This window comes from Bacillus cereus group sp. RP43, assembly GCF_040459645.1.
Taxonomy (GTDB): domain Bacteria; phylum Bacillota; class Bacilli; order Bacillales; family Bacillaceae_G; genus Bacillus_A; species Bacillus_A mycoides_C.
In genome coordinates this window covers 3,062,568-3,082,937 of sequence record NZ_JARVHQ010000001.1, presented here as the reverse complement: position 1 = coordinate 3,082,937, position 20,370 = coordinate 3,062,568, and the positions used below count along the sequence as shown (strand labels likewise).

Below are 20,370 nucleotides of genomic sequence, written 5' to 3'. Positions count from 1 at the left end.
CTTGCAAAGAAAAGTATGGATTCGGTCAAAATATAAATATTTTGGCCGAATTTCTAAGGTAAAGATTTATTCATTAAATCTTGAAATCGTAAAAATGAAGATTAAATTATGTATTTATTTAGAAAGTGGTGTTACAAATCATGAAAAAAGTTTTTAAAAATGTCTTACCTGTCACTGTAGTTGTTAGCTCAGTACTAATTTTTACTTCTGCATGTACAAATGATGCTAGTTCTGATAAGAAAAATAGTTCAACAAAATATGAGGAAAAGAGCTATTCAATAGAAGCAGATAAGATTTCCCAAATATCTCTAGCTGCAATGGATCGAAGTGTAGATGTGGTAAAATCAAACGATAACGAGATTCATATTACGTATTTTGAAAATGCTAAAGAATTCTATGCGATAAATGTTTCAGATGAAAAGAGTTTAATTATGCAAGCCAAAACCGAAAAAGAATTGAAAGACTATGTGGGCTTTAATTTCGATAAAACACATAGAAATATAAAGATATCAGTTCCGCGCGGAATTGAAAGTGGTATTGAAATAAAAACATCTAATGGGGATATTAATCTTTCAGAAGTAAATATATCTGGTACTATCGATGCAATAACTTCAAATGGAAAAATAAAAGCTTCTAATGTAGAAATTGAGAAAAGATTCAAATTGGAAACCAAAAATGACGATATAAATCTATCCAATGTTAAGGTGAAAGGTTCCGTTGATGCAACAGCTTCAAATGGTAACCTAGATATAGAAAAAGTTGCAATTGAAGATACATTAAAATTAAAATCGAAAAATGGTGGTATAAATGGAACTATAGTAGGATCGTATGATGTATTTAGTATTTCGAGCCAAGCTTCTAAAGGTAAAAACAATCTGCCAGAAAATAAAAGTGGTGGTGATAAAAAATTAGATGTCAATGTTAATAATGGAGACATAAACCTTAAATTTGTTCGTTAATCTTAAAATTAATAAATAAATTTCTAAGTATCTTAGGATAAATATGCACAAAGAAAATAATGTTGTTTAATTTAAATTTTCAAAACCCCAAAACCCTTCACCCATTTTGATCATCCTTTTTAAAATGGGTGGATTTGTATCGCAGTACGTTTTTGACAAGCAAATTGAGGATATAGGGTACAGACACGGTAATTATTTGACCGTTGGGTCTACAAGATTTCTACATTCATCTTAGTGGAGAAGAATAAAGAGACCTTGTTTGTGAAAATATAAAACTAGGAAGAATCTAGATGAATGTACTTACTGTATGTATTTTTGTACCATCATTACTTATAGTGTATATTCATTGAATAAAAACTGTTAGATTCTTTCTTTATGCAAAGGAGTTAACGATGAACGTAGAGTGGTACAAACTAGATAATGCCGGAAAGCTATATGCTTCAACTGTTACATCGAGAGTTTCTACGGTTTTTAGACTCTCAGTTAACCTTAAAAGCATGGTTAATCCTGAAGTTTTACAATGGGCTATTGAACAAACATTAGAACAACTCCCTCTATTTAAAGTAATCGTAAAGAAGGGGATTTTCTGGAATTATTTTAAAAAAACGAATGAAATTCCTATTGCTTCAATAGAGCATTACTATCCTTGTTCTAATCTGTTTTTTACCAGTCATAATACATTCCCTTATCGCATTCTGTATTATAACAGAAGGATATCTTTTGAAGTTTCGCATATGCTGACAGACGGTACGGGAGCTCTAGAATTTTTGAAACTCTTGGTGACTTATTATGTTACAAAGAAAGAATTTCTTAATTTGCAAATGGAAACGAAAAGTAGAATTAACTTAGAGTTTGAAGATTCTTTTGCTACATATTATGAAGAAAATGTACCAAGCTGGCAAGAAGGTCTTGATTATGCATACAAACTCCCATTTAAGTTTGATAAAAAGGGAATATATCATATTACTACAGGAGAAATCAATATAAGAGAAATTAAACAGTTATCTAAATCTCAAGGTATAAGCATTACTACGTATTTAATATCTAAATACATAGAGGTATTAATCGAAATTCAAGCTGAGCTAGCAGCTAATCCTAAACCTATCACCATAAATGTACCTGTTAACTTGCGGAACTTTTTTGAAAGTCAAACACTTCGTAATTTCTTTGTTAGTATACCCATAACAATTGATCCTCGTCTAGGAGAATACACATTTCATGAGATTGTACAGAGGGTTCAAATAGAATTTAAACGATATTTGAACAACAAACAGCTGAAACCACTTATTGCTCGAAATATTCGTGGAGAAAGAAATGTCTTGCTACGACTTCTGCCACTTACTATTAAGGACCAATTGGCACCTATTATACACTCGAAATTTGGGGAAAGTTTGTATACAAGCTCTATTTCTAATTTAGGGGTAGTATCTCTGAATGAGGAAATAGAACCTTTTATTGAACGATTTGAATTCTATCCACCGCCAAGTGTAGGTAATAAAATTAAAGTGGGAGTTATTAGTTATGGTTCTTACATGTATATTACTTTCGGAAATATATCTGATATTCAAATTGTAGAACGGGAGTTCTTTAGAAAACTAAAAAAAGATGGTATTAATGTGAAAATAGAATCTAATAGGAGAGGATATTAGTGGCATATTGTCCAAAGTGCGGTATTCAGGTAGAGAGGGACCAAATACCTTGCCCATTATGCTTTACCTATATTCCTAAGGTCTCAAGCGATGAACAGCTTCTTAAAGAAAATGGTTTTCCACACTATTACAGTATGTATGAAAATGTAAGAGATAATGTACTAAAACTAATCTTTCGTATCTTTAGCGTAGTGGCTCTTTTAGCTCTTTTCATTCCTACATTAATTAATTTTATATTAGCTAAAACTTTAACATGGTCTCTATATAGTAGCAGTTCAGTCATTTCTTTTTGGATTGTAATTTATGTTTTTTCTAAGAAAGTTAAAAGGAAAGCTCTTATATTAAATATTACAACTATATGTTTATTACTTGCATTAGATATAGCTGATAAACAAATAAATTGGTCTGTTACTATAGCAATTCCTATATTTTTAATGTGTGTTACTTTAATCTGGCTGAACAGAATGTTTTATAAAAAGAACAAAAAAAGATGGCTTGCTTTTGCGGGAGTAATTACAATATCTGTATTTGTTTTGACAGCATGGATCAGTTTTATATTAGGACAATATACTAACCGTCCCTATACCTTTTCAAGGTTTCTTGAGGATATGAAAGTCTTTTTATCTATTGGTGCCGTATGTCTAATTCTTTCCTATGGTTTTCCAAACAAATGGAAAGAAATATTGAAAAGGAAATTTCATTTTTAACTTTTAAAACAATTGTCTATTTTTATCCCGTAAAACAATTACATCTCTAATAACAAGTAAAGGTAGTAGTCATAGGTATTTTACAAGTGCTCATTTAATAATGTAGCGCTTGTTTTTTTATCTTTATCTTACTTAATAAAAAAATCCACCATTTTATAATTTTTTTATTAAGTAAGATAAAGATGAATTCCGATTCTTAAAATCCGGATATTAAGTTAATAAGGAGGGTGAAATGTCATATATATTAAAAACATATCAACTTACAAAATCGTTTGAAGACAGTGAGGTTGTTTCTAGGGTTAATATACATGTGAAAAAAGGGGGAATCTACGGATTATTAGGACCAAACGGTGCTGGTAAAACAACGATTATGAGAATGATCATGAATTTAATCAAACCGAAAAGTGGTGAGATTGAAATTTTTGGTGAGAAATTAACGAATAGATCATTTAAATTGCTAAAACGTATGAGAATGATTAATGAATATCCTATTTTCTATGAAGAACTAACAGCTCAAGAGAATCTCTACTTACATTACGAGTACATGGGCTATTACGATAAAAATAGCATTAATCATGCGTTAGACCTTGTGAAATTAAATAATATCGAGAATAAAAAAGTTAAAGATTTTTCCCTTGGAATGAAAAAGAGGTTAGGAATTGCCAGAGCAATTACGACAAAGCCAGAACTGTTGTTTTTAGATGAACCTTTCAATGGGTTAGATTCTACTGGCGTTAAAGTGTTAAAAAATTTATTTAAAATGCTTTGTAAAGAATATGGCATTACTTTATTAATTTCCAGCCATATTTTAGCGGAATTGGAACAAATCTCAGATACTATTGGTATCATTCAAAGCGGGAAGCTACTAGAAGAAATTTCAGTGAAGAATATCAAAGAAGAACGGACAGAGTATATTGAGGTGATAGCTCAGGAGGTTATAAAATTCTGAAAAATAACAAAAGAATAGTTTTATTTTATAAAAAACAGTCTAGAATAGTAGGGCTAATTTCTTTTAACGAAAAAAGGCTGTGAAAGAATATGAAGTTTTTTCAAAGTAATCTTAGTCCATTTTATCCTGTTTCTTTCAAAGGTATCGAAACAAATATGTGTGAGAGTTAAACAACTTATATTATGAGTTTGTCTATAGAACACATATGGAATTGAAAGGTTTTCTTTTAAAAAGGTTAGACCTGTCCCTATCAAACGTCATAAAAATACTAGGGGATGATAGTAAAGTCTTAATATTTAACGTCCGAGACATATGTAGATTTATTGTAAAGTAACATTGAAAATATTGAATTCAGCAATAAGGTAATAGATGTTTTGAAATAATTAGAATCATGGAGGAAGGATTCAATTAGTTCTATAAAACTGAAGTGCATTCTAGTCGTAGAAGAAGTTAAACAGTTTAGTTAAGCTAGATCGTCTACATGAAAAATATGTGAAGCATAGTTAAAAAAATGAGAGGAGTGTAGTTATGTTAAGTAATTTTGAATTTGAACAGCTATGTTTAAAGTTACGTATACCTAAGAAAACCCAAGAACTCATAAATAATATACGTGTTTCTAACCCTATACGTCGCGTTGGAGGTGGTCGGCATAATGTTTGTGGAACATATCCTAGCAAAAAAATGGGTTGTACAATTCAATATGAATCTTCTAAGGTTGAGTTGCCGGCTATTTTTATGATGGAAAATAATCCGAATGTAATAGAGTATTATGATCAACCAACTAAAATTAAACTCCAGTATCAAAAGTCAAATGGCAAAAAGGTGGCTCCTATTTATACCCCAGACTTCTTAGTTATTACAAAAGATGCAATATATTTTGAAGAATGGAAAACTGAAAAAGAAATTATAAAATTATTTGAAAGAGAACCAGTTAGATATAAGAGAAATGAAGCGGGTCAATGGTGTTCACCACCGGCTGAAAAGTGGGCAACAGATTGTGGCTTGAATTTTAGAGTTAGATCGGATAGTGAAATTAATTGGGTATTGTCTCGCAACTTTCAGTTTTTAGATGATTATTTGAGAGCTGAGCGACAAAAGGTATCAAATGATATTAAAAATGTTATTTTCAGTGTAATTAAAAATTCTCCAGGAATATCCCTTCAAAAACTAATCGAATATTCAAATTTATATTCAGCTGATCATATATACAACTTAATAATATGTAATGAAATTTATGTTGATTTAGATAATTATTTACTCAGTGAACCGGATAGAAATCCTGTGTATATAAGCATTGAACAGTATCGCTCTTTCGTAAATAGTTTTGTTAATGATCGACGAGAGGAAGAGTATCATTCTAAAATTGTTACAGCTGATATAGGCACTAATATAATGTGGGATGGTAATCTGTATTTAATTATTAATAATGGTAACGATCAGATAACTTTACTGTCCCCAGAAGAACAAGTTGTTAAAATTCCACAAAATGTGTTTGTAAATTTATTTAAAGAGGGAAGCGTTAAAGGAAATAGTAAGGTGAATTGTGAACAGGAAAAAACACAAAATGAAATACTTATACAGGCGCAACAGGCTGATTATGAAATTGCAAATAGAAGATATGAGATAGTAAAGAGAAAACTAAATGGAGAATTAAATGAAAGTAACAATGTACCTGCAAGAACGATTAGAGAATGGACTAAAAAATTTAAAGAAGCACAAATTTTATATGGAAATGGTTTTTTGGGGTTAATTCCCAAAAATAGAAAGAAGGGCAATCGAGGAAATAGATTGCCACAGGAATCTATTGACCTTATGAATGAATACATTGAAAGAGATTATGAAACCAACAAACAAAAATCAATGAGAGTTGTTTTTGGATCATTAATAAATGCTTGTGAAGAAAAAGGGATTATTGCTCCAAGCTATAAAACATTCACGAAATATATTAAATTCCGACCACAAGCTATCAAAGTAGAGAAAAGGAAAGGCAATCGAGCGACATACAATCATACCCAATTTCATTGGGAATTGGATATGAAATCGCCTAGACATGGAGAGAGAGCTTTTCATATATGTCATATTGATCATACTGAATTAGATATTGAACTTATTGATTCGAAAACAAAAAAATCGTTAGGAAGACCATGGCTTACTCTTATGACAGATGCTTATTCAAGAAAAATCTTATCTTTTTTCTTAACGTTTGATCCGCCTAGCTATCGTTCTGTAATGATGGTGATGAGAGAATGTGTTAGAAAACATTCTAGATTACCTCAAACAGTTGTTGTGGATAATGGGAAAGAATTTGGTAGTGTATATTTTGAAACCTTATTGGCGTATTTTGGAATAACTAAGAAATCTAGACCACCTGCTAAATCTAGATTCGGTTCTGTAATTGAAAGAATGTTTGGGACAACCAATACAATGTTTGTTCATAATTTAAAGGGGAATACGTTAATTATGAAAGAGGTTCGACTTGTTACGAAAAGTGTAAATCCAAAGCAACACGCGATTTGGACTATTAAAGATTTAAATGATGGTTTAAATGATTGGTTTGAAGAAGTATATCATAAACTTCCTCATCCAGCGTTAGGGCAAACTCCTTTAGAGTGTTTCGAACAGAGCCTTATGATTAGTGGACTGAGGAAATCTAAATTAATTCGCTATGACGATGAGTTTAAAATTCTCACACTTCCTTCAACATCCAAGGGAGTGGGAAAGGTACATATAGGCCGTGGTGTAAAGATTGAATATAAATATTACTGGTGTAGTGAATTTAGTAACCCGAAGATTGAAAATACGAATGTGGCTATTAGATATGACCCTTATGATATCGGCATTGCTTATGCATATGTAAATAATAAATGGGTTAGATGTATATCCGAGTATTATTCAATTTTTAGGAATCGTACAGAGAGAGAATTAAAGCATATTACGGCTGAGCTCAAAAAAAAGTTTAGGGATCATAATAAATCGTTTAATATTTCTGCAAAAATGATAGCCGATTTTATTGATAAAAACGAAAAAAGTGAAAGAGTGTTTGAACAAGCAATTAAAGATCGAGAAATGAAATTAATTGCTAGAGACAAAACTGATAAAAGTTTATTTAGTATGGAGCAACAAGAAAACCAAGAATCGTTTCTTAATCGAGAGAAGATTAATGTATTGAACTTTGAATTTAAACCATTAAAACGCTTTGATGAAGGAGGAAGATAATGTCTTTAGAGATAAATTTTCCAAAAGAGATTTTATTAGAGTCAGTTGAAAAAAGGGCAGCATGGTTTGAACAATATGCAAAAGTGGAACATCCTATTATGGAAAACATAGTGGAAGATTTAGTGGAGCGTATTAAAAATCCAGCAGGAAGTAATTTGATTATGGTAGTTGGTCCAACGAGGGTGGGAAAAACTACAGTACAGGAGCTAGTTGTACGTAAAATTTATCAATGGGCTCTTGAACAAAAAGACATGAATAATAGGATACCTATTACAGGATTGGAGTTGCCATCTCCAGAATTAGGAAGATTTAATTGGAAAGCTTATTATAAAAGGGCATTAGAAGCTTTGAATGAACCCTTAATTGATTTTAAAGTAGATTATGATAGCTTGAAAAAGGATGATAATAGGACAAGAATCAGCCCTTATGATAAAAGAACATCTCCAGAATTAAGGCGCTCTTTAGAAAAAGCATTTTATTATAGAAGGCCACTAGCTTTTCTAATCGATGAAGCACAACATTTTTCTAATATTGCAAATGGGAAGACATTGCACTTACAGTTAGATGTAATAAAATCTTTAGCGAATATATCAGGTGTATTACACATTCTTGTTGGTCATTATGAGTTAGCAGACTTTATTAATTTAAGTGGACAATTAAGTAGAAGGGTTACGGACATTCACTTTGCAAGATATAATGCTACTAATATTGATGAATTGAAACATTTTGTAAATGTTATAGCAAATTTACAAAAACAACTTCCTTTAGAAAAGGAACCAGATCTAATAAATCATTATGATTTCATATATGAGCGTACACTGGGGTGTGTAGGCATTTTGAAGGATTGGCTCAGTAGGTGCTTAATTAGCACTTTAAATAATGGTGAGGTTACAATCAGCTTACAGTCTTTGAAAAAATGCGCTTTATCTATCAGTAAAATAGAAGTAATGATGGAAGAAATTAAAATAGGTGAAGATAAATTTAATGAAGATAAAGATAAAATCAGTGAATTGCGAGTGAAAATGGGACTAGATAAATTTAAAGTGGACTCAGTAAATAATTCGCGAGGTAAATTAAAGAAAAATGTAGGTGTTAGAAATGCGAAACGTGATGCGATAGGGAAGTGAATTAATGGGGATTCAAGGTATAGTTCAAGAGATGCAAAATGAATACCAAGTAAATATTAGCTCTCTCTATTCAATAGAACCTATAGGTATAGGTACGCCATATGTAGAAAGCATAATAAGTTACATAGCTAGACTTGCCTACGAACATTCAATATTACCTGGGATGATTATTAAACATATACTTGCCGAAATGTTGCAAAAAGACTATCTGAAAGAAAAATATCAACAAGGTTTTATTTCTTGTCATACAGCGAAGTTTTGTGGGATTAATAGCATAAGCATGGATATTGTACAAGCCTTAGAAAAAATAACGATGAGAAGTGATATGATTTTTTTAACATTAAACCCTTTAAAAAATCTATTTAATGGCCGGAATGTTATTGGAGGGAGGAGGAAATGGTGTCCATGCTGCTTGAATGAGTGGAAAAGTCGAGATGAAATAATCTATGAGCCATTATTATGGAAAATAGACTCTATAACATATTGTCCGTCTCATCAGTGTATATTACAAGATGAATGTTTTAAGTGCAAAAAGAAATTACAGGTTTTTAATAGTAGAATGCAAAATGGTTTTTGTTCACATTGTTGGAGTTGGTTAGGGAATGAAAATAGGGAGATTGTTAGTATTGATGATAGTTCTAGAGTTGTCGTAGATAATTATTTTGAGTTATTAGAAAAGATGCATGAGGATGAAACTATTTTTAATCGAGAAAAGGGAATTTTTATTCTTAATCAGATTAAAGATACATTAAATTTTAATAATATTGAAATGGCTAAATTGTTTAATGTTAACCCTAAAATTTTTGGGGGCTGGCTTAATGGAAAAGGACATCCTAAGATTGATAAATACCTTGAATTTGCTTGTAAAACAAATTCCTCAATTTACAAAATCTTTATTAAACAAGATTACTCTTCTATATATGATTTTAAGAGTTCATTGGATAAAGTAGACGAAATAAAGAGTACTGAAGAAAAAGTATTTAATATAAGAATTACAGGTTCGAAAAAAGCGGTAAATTTAGAGGTATTAAAGGAAATGCTAGTATATAACCTTAATCAAGAAACTCCTTTGAATTTAATGCAGATACAAAAGAAATATAGAATTAATAGAAAAACAATAAAAAAATATTTTCCTGAAATTTTTCAAGAACATATAAAATTAACTCAATATGTTATAGGTAAAAGAAAAGAAATATATGCGAAACAACTAATGGAGGAAGGAAAAACTTTTTATCAAATCTGTGAGGGAAAGAGTAGTCAATCTAAATATTTACATAATAATTTCCCTGATTTAGTTAAAATGAAAATTCATAGCCGAGAACAAAAAATAGTAAATAGACAAGAGGAAATAAGAACAACGCTGACTAAAATAATAGATGAAAAATTACATGTAGAACTAAGTTTAAAGGAAATAGCAGATAAGTATGGATATACTTATACACGTCTATATAAAAGGTGCTCAGAATTGTGTAAAAAAATAGCTAAGCGTCATACAGAATTTCGAAAGGAACAAAGGAGAAAAAGGGTGCAACAGACTTTTTTTAAAATAAAAGAATTAGCTGTTCAATTACATAATGAAAATCAGTACCCATCTACTACTAAAATTGCTAAAGCTATGAACGATGAATACCTTTTTTTAAAGGAGGGGCCAAAGTTATTTCATAAAAAAATTTTAAAAGAACTAGGATATATACGACCTAAATAAAATTTGGTAATCTTGGTTAATTAGATGAAAAAATCAAATTCTTTATCAGAATTTGATTTTTTTGTTTTAAAGATTTGTTGGAGTACTAATATATTTGTACTTCAGATAAACTTATGTTTTCTATTTAAAAAATACTTTTACAAAACGACTTTATTATTACTCAATGTATAGAGATATTAATTGAAAAAATGTAATTTGTTGTATATATTAATTTAGAATAAAGTCACAATATTTGTAAGAGAATTCTCATATTTATCCTCTTTTAAATAAAGAATTTTAAGTGAGTTGCAATCAAACTTAATTTCGAACTAAAGCTAAATCTATTGTGTTGTACTAATATGGACGATTAATAACTTGATAAATAAGGGGAAAGAGGTTAAATAACAAAAATAAATTTATCTATAATTATATATCGTAATAATAATGAAAAAGGTGATTTAATGTCGTTAACAAGCATTCTTAAAAGTTCTAAAGAACGTGATAAAGAATTTCAATCTATATTGAGAGAAATAATTCCTAAGAAGAACGAGTTTTACACGTTGTCTGGTAAATCTGCTTTTACTAAAGAATATGAGATGGTAGTTCCATATACTTTGACCAATCCATATCAAGCTTCATTGGTAGGAACTGCATTTGATTACTTAGCTAGAGCAATGATTGCCCAAATAGTTATTAGTAATTCAGAAGATTTCTTTAAAAAAATAAATGCAGAAAATGGTTTAAACATAATGAAAGGTTTCTTTAAAAAGTCTGTTTATAACTCATTTAGGTTGAATTATAAATATAAGAAATCCATTAAGCAATTTAAATCATTTGTTAAAGGAAAGAACGAGATTGGCTCATTAGTTACTGCAGCATGCTATTTAGCTAAATTGGAACAAATTTTTCGGAGTGGATTGCCACCAATAGATGCTAAAAAAAGTCACTTTTCAGATCCAGCAGAAGAAATTAAAAAAGAATTAGAATATATGTGCAGAGTGTTTCAAGAAAAGTTTCTTATTACTAAAATTATCTCGCAAAAAAGCAAAGTAATATATAACCCAACCTTTGGTATTGCTTCTTTAATGGTGGGGGGAGCAGATGGCGATATAATTATTGATGGAGTTTTGTATGACTTCAAAAGCGGAAAAGCATTAGGATACTCTTGGAAAGAAGTAGCACAATTGATTGGGTATTATTTTTTAAATGAAATTTCAGTAACTTTAAATAGTAGTGATTGGCCAGATACTAATAAAGATTTGGAGATAAAAAAAGTAGCATTTTATAAAGCTCGATATGGTGAAATAGAATATTTTGATTTAGCACACTATGATAAACAAATGATAAATGAAATAACAAATAGAATGATTCTCTGTCTAAGAAAAAGATAAATAACTTTCAATTGTATAAGGGATTTCCAATGAAAAAATATTTGATTTTAAATGTTGGAGATGGACTACTACTATTTTTTGAGGCAAGTTTATGAGTTAAAAAAAGATTTATGGCAATGTTATGCTTCAAAAATTACAAGAATGTTCTCTAAAAATAATGCTTTCTGGCAATGTTATGGTTCAATTTGTGGCGGGCTTATGATTCAAATCACATGAAGTTCAGAGGTTATTTAAATGATACTGGGGAGATAACTAACTTTTTCCCAATTCTAGACTGATATTATAAGATACAATATTTATAGGAGGATAAAATGAATAGTAATTTTGAATTTATTGAAGATAAAGAGAAAAACGATGAATTGATGTCAATATATTTTAACTTTATAAACGGTAAGTACTTGGAAAGAGCTTTGAGTTTTTTTGTAAAAAAAGAGGGGTTTGGACAAGAAATAGTATTTGTTCATTTTCAGTCTGATTTAGATGAATTTGATATGTCACAGCTACCTACACCTTTAGATGATAAGCATGTGTTAGTTGAATTAGATTCTCCAGCTGTGGAGTCTGAACAACAAGTGTATTTGGACTTTGAAACTTTTTATAATTATTTGGAAGAACATGTAAAAAAAGAAGTGAAAAAAAATCCAGAAAGAAATGGATTAATGGATTTATTAGTACAAGTTAAGCGTAGCTTAAATTTGTAATATCTTATAGCCGTTTTACTAGATTCGAAGGGCAGAAAAAGAACTTTTTGAAGAACGCGTTTTTATTAGGATTTTATTATATTTCAATAAGGAAGATTGTCTGATATTGAATAAGTAAAGAGGAAGTTATAGATGAAGAAGACTCAACAAAAGAGACCTCATATTTGAGGTCTCTTTTGTTGAGTGTATTGAAAAAATCGCTAATTAAAAATTAGCGTGAGATAACAACTATAAGGGTACGGGAAAAGTGTATCCAACGAGACAAATAGATTTAGTAGCGGAAGCACATATAATTGATAGAGTGAAAGAGCTAAGAGGGAATTTATCAAGTAAATATAAAAAAGCTGGTAATTTTGCCCTTGCAGAAGTGGATGTTAATAGTTTAAACAAAAAGGAGTTTTATGCTTCAAGTAAAATAGATGAATTTAAAGGGAATTTAGAAGAAAAAGTTCCTGAAATTTCATTAAAACCAAATGAGCCAATTTTTGAGGCATCTCTAGCACCTGGTAAAGATGGAAAACCTTATATGCGAGATTCTGACACTGAGTATAAGATTTCGAATGAAATTGCTTTAAAACTGGGTGATGATGTAAATGCTACTGGTAAAATTAAGTTATTCACAGAACTAGATACGTGTGATAGTTGTAGCAAAGTAATAGCTGAATTTGCTAATAAATATAAGAATATTGAATTGGAAGTTATTCACAATAACGGTGAAAGACTTAAACCATAAAAGAGGAGTTATATCATGGAAGACTGGGAATATAATGAAATATTTGAGGCGATTAACGAAGACTATAATGATTATTTAAAATTAAATAGGGGACATGAATATGCAATAGCAAGAACTGTTAATGAATATATAAATCTTGGAAAGGTAGAAGACTTTATTGTTGATACTGCTGTAGGTGAAATATTGTTATCCAAAAATAAGGTCTTTATTGGGTATGTTGAAGGGATAACAAAGAGATTAAGTATGTTTAAAGATTTAGATGTTACAAACGAACTGACACATGAAGAAATAGCAGACTTGACTAATAGGATAGAGAAAGTATTAGATGGTCTTAGTAAGGTTGAGATAGATTATAACCCTTATTCCGAGTAGTTATTTGCGAAATTGAACAAGAATATTTTTAAATTATGAATTGATGATGTAATTAACTAAAAAGCACTTGATTTCCTTTTAGGGCATCAGGTGCTTTTTATGAGATATTTATGCTTTGGACAACATGAATGATGATATGCTGAAATTCAGAGCCCATGAAGGTAGTACCATCATGGAGTACAATGTGCAATGATAGAATAGAAAACAAAGTACGAGCTTAGGCGAGATGACATTTTACCGGGCGATAAATATAAACACATGGAATGTATATTAAACTAACGAACTCGTACAAACTCGTAAGTTTTAATATAGTATGTGTCATGATGTACAAAAGGTGTCATACTGTTACTACAAAACTTACAAATTTACGCTACTTAAAAACATATGAACTTAAAGCGCTTGATCGTCAATTAAAGGCAACAAGTGCTTTTTTGCGTTTAAGCGTAGAAATTTAACAGAGCAATATAATTTTATAAGTGCATTAAGTGTTAAATTTTTATTGTTGTTTTATAGATTGTAATGGCTATGTACAGTATACGACGATAGTTGAGGGGGAAATAAAGGGTTGTATTATTTTTTGAAGTCATCTTAAATTATGTTTTAATGGGTAGATGTTATAGGGATTGTAATCATGTCTACTACATCGATAGATAAAAGCTATTCAGCAAAAAGAAGCGGCGTAACAAAAAGAAGATAAAGACGATTTAGATGATTAATATACAATTGGGCATTGCTGTTAATGTTTTGTCATAAATCTCTGTTTGAACGAAAAAAGAAGATTTCTTTTTTCTCTCTTTTCTTTTGCTAATACACTTAATAAAAGAGAGTTATCGATATGGACCAATTCATTTTTTAGTGCATTTTGCATTCCAGATAACATCATATACACAGCTAATATAACGATAGTGAAAAATAAAACGGGGCCGAATGCTATCCAAGGTAAAACATTTAAAAACTGATGATGGTGACCAAGTAAAACAAGTGTACCAGCAATGTTAAATGAAATGGTTTGAAATAGTGCTAAATGCAGTAATAAAACTAAAGCTTGCAGCATTTGTTGATTTATCCAAATGAAAATTTTTGGCGTAAGAAAGGGTTTTAAATGTAATTTGCAAATGTGAAAAAAACCACCACCTAATGTTTTAGAACTTGTCACAAATTCATTTTGTAGTAATAAACGAATTTCATTGCTGAAAAGTTGTACTAAATTAGGTACACTAATAAAAATTAAAACCGAAAGCGTGTAAGTAAGCCAAAGGTGTTCATCCTCTGGAGATACAAACAATACTGGTGATAATAAAAAAATTGCTAATAAGGTAGTAGGGACGTATTGGAATGTTTCAAATAGAACATCTAAAAAGCGTACGTATCGATAAAAGTATGCATGAAGAATACCGAGTATAAGTGAAAAGACGATACGGAAAAAGCTAATAAGTACAGCATAAAAAATTGGTGTTTTTGCATCATATAGAGTCCAAATTAAAACATCATTTCCTTCTTTATCAACACCGAGAGGGTGAGAAAAAGAGGGCGGTGCTGGGGCAGTACTAGTTATTTTATCGTTGATATATCGATAAGCAGGAACAGGTTTGATTTTTCCTGCGTCTACTTTCTCTTTCGTAATAAAACTTGAAATAATAATAGTTACTAAAATAAAAAGACCGATTAAAAATCGTATATTAAAAACTACCTTTTTAAGCATGTAAATCCCTTCTTCCTGGTAAAATGCGTTTTAATAGTTCAAAGGAGAGATAGAATGGAATTGTTAAAATTAATATACTTACCGTAATAATTTCAGGTGTTTGATGCATAATTAAAAATTTAAATAAGCCGTAGGAATTAAATAAATACTCCAGTACGATCATATTGGAAATCATAAATAAAAAAATAGATTTTGCATTATAAAAGATGGAGAGTAAGGCATTGATAAGCACGTGTTTATATAAAATGTAAAACGGTTTTAATCCTTTTGCGACCGCAACGTTTATATAATCCTTTTGCAGCTCATCGTTATAATTTAACAAACAAATTTTGTATAAGTAAATAATCGGTAAAATACTCAGTGTTAATATCGGTAACAAATATGTTTTTTCTTGCATAGTAGAAAAAGGAACCGTAACGAGTATATTTGTATTTTTATAAATCCAAATGACAAATAACTGTACACAGACGACAAAAAATAAGTCTGGCAATGATTCTAGTATATGTAAAGTTTTAAGAATAAGAGATTGAATACGTTTAGGAAAGTAAAATGTAAGTATAGTAAAAGTAGTAGAAAGAAGTACGGCGATAAGGAAGGCACAAATCATAATAGTTAATGTATGCGTATATGATTCTAGTAAATATGGAAAAAGATCACGGTCTGGCGACTGAGTGCCAGCATTGCTAATTTTATAAGTAATACTTGTAGGGTGAAATAAAGAAGAAATAACATTTGATATCGAATCGAAATAGTTACTAAAATTAAATTGTAAAGTAGGTGTTGGTTGTATAGCTAGCGATGCGGATGAACTTGGAGGTGTACCAAAAAACAATTGTGGTAAAGAACAAATCCCAATAATACCAAGGATAATGAACAGTGAGCGGATAATAAAAAAACATCCATTCTTTAAAAGTGACATAACGTATTTTCTCCTTATGTTTTTATTTGTAAATATTTTCTATGTGGTTTTATAAAAATCCTTTTTCAACAAAAAATTCATATATACCTTGACAGTAACAAATATAACCGATATACTTCATATTAATTTCAAAAGAAAATATATTCTAAATATTAAAATGTGTTGAATAGGAGTAGTAAGGTCATGTATTTGTGCAGAGAGCTATGGGTTGGTGCGACATAGTCAAATGACATCCTGAACTCGCCTAGGAGCAGTAAGGTAGAACGGAATTACATTCTTAGTAAATCTTAACGGTTAACCTTCGATATTAGGTTTGTAATCAAACGATTACTACTAAGGTGGATTCATAATGGAATCAATAAGGGTGGTACCGCGTTAAGTAAATGGCTTAGCGTCTCTTTATATAAAGAGATGCTGGGCCATTTTTTATTTTATAGAAAAAGAAATGGAGGGTTTATTTGGATAGGTTTATAAAATTTATTTATTTATATAAAAAGATTTAATTAGGAGGAAAATAAAATGAAACAGACGGAGCAATGGACTTCGAAATTAGGTTTTATAATGGCAGCAGCAGGATCAGCAATTGGACTAGGCGCAATATGGAAGTTTCCTTATATTGCTGGAAAGAGCGGGGGAGGAGCTTTCTTTTTAATTTTTATATTATTTACTGTATTAATTGGTCTCCCGCTATTAATAGCTGAATTTATGATTGGACGCAGTACGCAGAAACAAGCAGTTGGAGCATTTAAAAGTATCGCACCAAATACAGGCTGGCACTGGATAGGACGCCTTGGTGTTGGAACTTGTTTTATACTACTTTCATTTTATAGTGTTGTAGGTGGATGGGTACTAATTTATTTATTCAGAGGAGTAACTGGACAACTTATTACTCCGGGACAAAATTACGGTTTGTTATTTACTGAAACAATTGGAAATCCGGTTTGGGCTATTACTGGACATTTCGCTTTTATGTTCATTACGATATGGGTTGTATCAAAAGGTGTACAAAACGGAATTGAAAAAGCAAGTAAATATATGTTACCAGCATTGTTCGTTTTATTTGTCGCCCTTATTATTCGTTCATTAACATTGGATAATGCAATGCAAGGTGTGAAGTTTTTCTTACAACCAGATTTCTCAAAGATTACTTCAGAAAGTATTTTGTTCGCAATGGGCCAATCATTCTTTGCGATTAGTATCGGAATATCAATTATGGTTACGTATAGTTCCTATTTAAATAAAAAAGAAGGTTTACCAAAATCAGCAATAACAATTGTTGGATTAAATTTATTCGTCTCTTTATTTGCAGGTCTTGCCATTTTCCCAGCAGTATTTTCATTAGGAATGGAGCCGACGGAAGGGCCTGGATTACTATTTATCGTATTACCATCTGTATTTAGTCAAATTCCATTTGGCGGATTGTTCTTAACAGTATTTCTTGCGCTATTTACATTTGCCACATTAACATCGGCATTTTCTCTACTAGAGACGGTTGTTTCAGCATTAGCAAATGGTGAACAAGAAAGAAGAACGAAACTATCATGGATCATTGGTTTTTGCATTTTCTTAGTAGGTATACCATCTGCGTTATCATTTGGAGTATGGAGTGATATTACGATTTTTGGAAAGAATATTTTTGATGCAGTAGATTTCTTATCTAGTAATATATTAATGCCACTTGGAGCGCTATTTATTAGTATTTTCGTGTCATTCAAAATGGAAAAGAAAGTACTAGAAGCAGAATTTTTTGTAGGTGGAAATTACGGAAAGAAAGTATTTACTTGCTGGGCATTTTTACTTCGGTTTGTAGCACCACTTGCAATAATTATTGTCTTTTTAAATGTAATAGGGATTATTTAATATTAAATGTTATAATATTCAGTAAAAAGAGAAGGTGATGATTATAAAGGCGAATTTGATAGAAGCAGGGAAATACATGGACATTAGAGGGAAGAAGTTATATGTTGAAGCATATGGAAACCCTAAAAGCAAGCCTGTATTATATTTGCACGGCGGTCCAGGAGAGAGCTGTTATGATTTTTCATTTCATCAAGCAGTACGATTAAAAGATTCCTTATATGTAATTATGATAGATCAAAGAGGCGTTTGTCGATCAGAAGGAATTACTGAGGAAGAACCTTTTGGATTAAATGATTTAGTTGAAGACTGTGAGGAAATAAGAAAACTACTACAAATTGAGAAATGGTCTGTAATCGGGCACTCTTTCGGTGGATATGTAGCATTGCTATATGCAACGACGTATCCAAATTCAATAGAGAAATTAATATTTGAAGGTCCGACTTTCGATTTTGCATTAACAAGTAGGGCCTTACTACAAAAGACGGGAACTTTATTAAAAAAGTATGGAAAAGAATTAGCGGCAGAAGACTGCTTTGCTTATTCATCTAATAATGCTAGTTCAGAAGAGTTGTTAGAAGCTTATATAAGCTTAAGCGCTGAATTAGAAGAAAAAAGAATGGAGATTTACAATTATAAAGAAGATGAGACAGACGATAGTTTATATAGTGATGAAGAGTGGGAGGTATTTTCAAATCGCTCCAAAATTCATTTTGATAGATTAAAATCAGAGGGAGCATGTCATACGTCATTATTATGTGAAATAAAAGATATACAAAATCCAATGTTATTAATTGTAGGAAAACATGATGTAGTAACGTGTGAAAAACAAATTGAAACATTTAATAAAGATGCTCAAAATGGGAAGTGTATCATATTCGAAGAGAGTGGCCATACACCACATTATGAGGAAGCTGATCGATTTGCTGAAACAGTCATTCATTTTTTAAACTAAAAAAGAAAGGGTGCTTCGTATAATGCGAAGCGCCCTATTTCAAATTTCTGGATAAGTGATTGTAATATTAGGCCATTTATCTTGCCAATTCTTTTTATTAACTCTATTTTTGTACATATGTATTCGTTCTTCTGTTTCAAGGAAATGAGCTGTCGGTTTCACTTGTAATGAAAGTGCATCTTCTATTCCGCATGGAGACGTTAATATAACTTTGTTTTGTTCGTCAAGCGTAACGCCTAAAGCAGTTGCTGTTTCAGGGAATTTAGAAATAGCATCAGCAGAAGAAGAATATGGTGGCATGCTGTTCACCACATGCATACGAGCTTGATTTTTAACCGACCAAGGTATAGAAGTATCCATATTTGTCAATGTTTTCTCTACAGATTGTTCATATGTCTCGTCTTTATGTAATGGATCAAAATAGATGACATCAACGTCCGGTGTAGCAGTTCTTACTTCATAGTTATGCAAAGTATCCCAAAGTTTTGAACGAACAAACCCGGCGCAAATCCACCAATCAGGTAGCTCTAGTGATTTTGCTATGTGTAATACGTTCATCATCCATTTGTCTTTTTCTATTAAGCGAATGATATCTTGCTCTGTTTGTATCTTCATTGATAAATTCACCTTTCTAGTAAATTAATGCATCAGTTCAATAATCCATAAAATCCAGTAAGCACCTGGTACGAACAACAGTTGTGCGAGTAAAGTACCGAGAAGTCTAGATATCATTAGCCAACCATACATTTTACTCATAGATTCAGCGCCATTTTCTGATTGTAAAGCACGTTCTGTCAAAAGTGCTATACGTGGATCGAGTAACACTGTTAATAAAATTGTAGCAAAACCATTCACAAGGCCAGAAGCTGTACTTGCATTTGTTGCGTAATCTGGATTTAGAAAAGAAGCATAAAGGGCAGAAAGAACACCTGCTGTATAAATTGCAGTAGCAAACATGTTAATAAGCATAATACGCTTTGGGATACCACCGATACGCAATCTATGAATCATTTCAAATCTTGGAAAGCGCACATATTTTTTTGTGTACTTTAATTTTTGAATGTTATTTGTTTTCATCATTCGAATGAAAGAACCATCTGTTTCAAAGTTTTGAATGACATATCCAAATAGTTTTGTCAAAGTTGGATAAAGAATAATCGCAAGTAATGTACCGATGGAAGCGGATAATAGTACAAGTCGTATAGTAAGCTCTAAATTAATAGAAGCATCTCGTTTTGCGTCATCGACAATCCCGCCAATTAAAAAGGCTTGTAGTAAATTTGACGTTCTTGAAATAAGTAATACCATTCCTACGACAGATAAGGCAACGACAATCTTTTTTAAACGAACACCAGCTAATCGAATACTATAAGAACTAGTTTCGACTGCGTGGATGACAATTGTGAAAGCCATTATAAAAATTAATGTAATTGACATTTGTTTCACCAG

The 20,370-nt window shown here is 31.0% G+C and carries 16 protein-coding genes, 2 pseudogenes and 1 other annotated feature; of the genes and pseudogenes, 14 read left to right on the top strand and 4 right to left on the bottom strand.

All coding sequences use genetic code 11. The features are described from left to right. The first annotated feature begins 140 nt into the window (after window positions 1-140). The 12 genes and pseudogenes from QCI75_RS16105 (at window position 141) to QCI75_RS16055 (ending at window position 13,488) form a co-directional block, all read left to right on the top strand. A complete protein-coding gene (locus QCI75_RS16105) occupies window positions 141-959 on the top strand; it encodes a DUF4097 family beta strand repeat-containing protein (protein ID WP_224413463.1) in 819 nt (272 codons plus the stop codon). Window positions 960-1,351: 392 nt separating this feature from the next. Beyond that, the gene (locus QCI75_RS16100; protein ID WP_224413462.1) at window positions 1,352-2,608 is read left to right on the top strand and encodes an alcohol acetyltransferase; all 1,257 of its coding nucleotides are present in this window, start codon (window positions 1,352-1,354) and stop codon (window positions 2,606-2,608) included. Then, window positions 2,608-3,315, top strand: a complete 708-nt coding sequence (locus QCI75_RS16095) for a DUF6320 domain-containing protein (RefSeq protein ID WP_224413461.1) — start codon at window positions 2,608-2,610, stop codon at window positions 3,313-3,315. The genes QCI75_RS16100 and QCI75_RS16095 overlap by 1 nt, the downstream gene beginning before the upstream one ends. Before the next feature lie 232 nt (window positions 3,316-3,547). After that, window positions 3,548-4,258 (top strand): annotated as a pseudogene (locus tag QCI75_RS16090) (ATP-binding cassette domain-containing protein); the annotation flags it as partial. A 534-nt stretch (window positions 4,259-4,792) separates the two neighbouring features. Then, window positions 4,793-7,480: a TnsA endonuclease N-terminal domain-containing protein gene (locus QCI75_RS16085; protein ID WP_353760823.1), complete on the top strand. Its 2,688-nt coding sequence runs from the start codon at window positions 4,793-4,795 to the stop codon at window positions 7,478-7,480. Then, window positions 7,480-8,607, top strand: coding sequence for an AAA family ATPase (locus QCI75_RS16080; RefSeq protein WP_353760822.1), 1,128 nt, complete (start codon window positions 7,480-7,482; stop codon window positions 8,605-8,607). Before QCI75_RS16085 ends, QCI75_RS16080 begins: the two co-directional genes overlap by 1 nt. Before the next feature lie 4 nt (window positions 8,608-8,611). Next, window positions 8,612-10,312, top strand: a complete 1,701-nt coding sequence (locus tag QCI75_RS16075) for a TniQ family protein (protein ID WP_224413458.1) — start codon at window positions 8,612-8,614, stop codon at window positions 10,310-10,312. 440 nt (window positions 10,313-10,752) lie between these two features. After that, complete coding sequence (locus tag QCI75_RS16070; protein ID WP_353760821.1) at window positions 10,753-11,682, top strand: hypothetical protein; 930 nt, start codon at window positions 10,753-10,755, stop codon at window positions 11,680-11,682. A gap of 200 nt (window positions 11,683-11,882) precedes the next feature. Beyond that, window positions 11,883-11,960 (top strand): annotated as a pseudogene (locus QCI75_RS30570) (CdiA family toxin C-terminal domain-containing protein); the annotation flags it as partial. 33 nt (window positions 11,961-11,993) lie between these two features. Next, entirely contained in the window at window positions 11,994-12,383 is a 390-nt protein-coding gene (locus QCI75_RS16065; protein ID WP_144508948.1) for a hypothetical protein, read from the top strand. 247 nt (window positions 12,384-12,630) lie between these two features. Then, window positions 12,631-13,116, top strand: coding sequence for a deaminase domain-containing protein (locus QCI75_RS16060; protein WP_353760820.1), 486 nt, complete (start codon window positions 12,631-12,633; stop codon window positions 13,114-13,116). Window positions 13,117-13,131: 15 nt separating this feature from the next. Beyond that, window positions 13,132-13,488, top strand: coding sequence for an Imm3 family immunity protein (locus tag QCI75_RS16055; protein ID WP_098347470.1), 357 nt, complete (start codon window positions 13,132-13,134; stop codon window positions 13,486-13,488). Window positions 13,489-14,224: 736 nt separating this feature from the next. Here QCI75_RS16055 and QCI75_RS16050 read toward each other — a convergent pair. Both QCI75_RS16050 and QCI75_RS16045 read right to left on the bottom strand, forming a co-directional pair. After that, window positions 14,225-15,190, bottom strand: coding sequence for a peptide ABC transporter permease (locus QCI75_RS16050; RefSeq protein WP_144508705.1), 966 nt, complete (start codon window positions 15,188-15,190; stop codon window positions 14,225-14,227). Further along, window positions 15,183-16,109, bottom strand: a complete 927-nt coding sequence (locus tag QCI75_RS16045; protein ID WP_353760819.1) for an ABC transporter permease subunit — start codon at window positions 16,107-16,109, stop codon at window positions 15,183-15,185. Before QCI75_RS16045 ends, QCI75_RS16050 begins: the two co-directional genes overlap by 8 nt. A gap of 153 nt (window positions 16,110-16,262) precedes the next feature. After that, window positions 16,263-16,511 (top strand) — a binding site (T-box leader). Between the two features lie 117 nt (window positions 16,512-16,628). Here QCI75_RS16045 and QCI75_RS16040 point away from each other — a divergent pair. Continuing rightward, window positions 16,629-17,969, top strand: coding sequence for a sodium-dependent transporter (locus QCI75_RS16040; protein ID WP_353760818.1), 1,341 nt, complete (start codon window positions 16,629-16,631; stop codon window positions 17,967-17,969). Between the two features lie 37 nt (window positions 17,970-18,006). Further along, entirely contained in the window at window positions 18,007-18,921 is a 915-nt protein-coding gene (locus QCI75_RS16035) for an alpha/beta fold hydrolase (protein WP_144508702.1), read from the top strand. Between the two features lie 39 nt (window positions 18,922-18,960). Here QCI75_RS16035 and QCI75_RS16030 read toward each other — a convergent pair whose 3' ends face one another. Further along, on the bottom strand, window positions 18,961-19,536 hold the full coding sequence (locus tag QCI75_RS16030; RefSeq protein WP_144508701.1) for a nucleotidyltransferase family protein: 576 nt from the start codon (window positions 19,534-19,536) through the stop codon (window positions 18,961-18,963). A 24-nt stretch (window positions 19,537-19,560) separates the two neighbouring features. Beyond that, the gene (locus QCI75_RS16025; RefSeq protein WP_353760817.1) at window positions 19,561-20,358 is read right to left on the bottom strand and encodes a lipid II flippase family protein; all 798 of its coding nucleotides are present in this window, start codon (window positions 20,356-20,358) and stop codon (window positions 19,561-19,563) included. Between the last annotated feature and the right edge of the window lie 12 nt (window positions 20,359-20,370).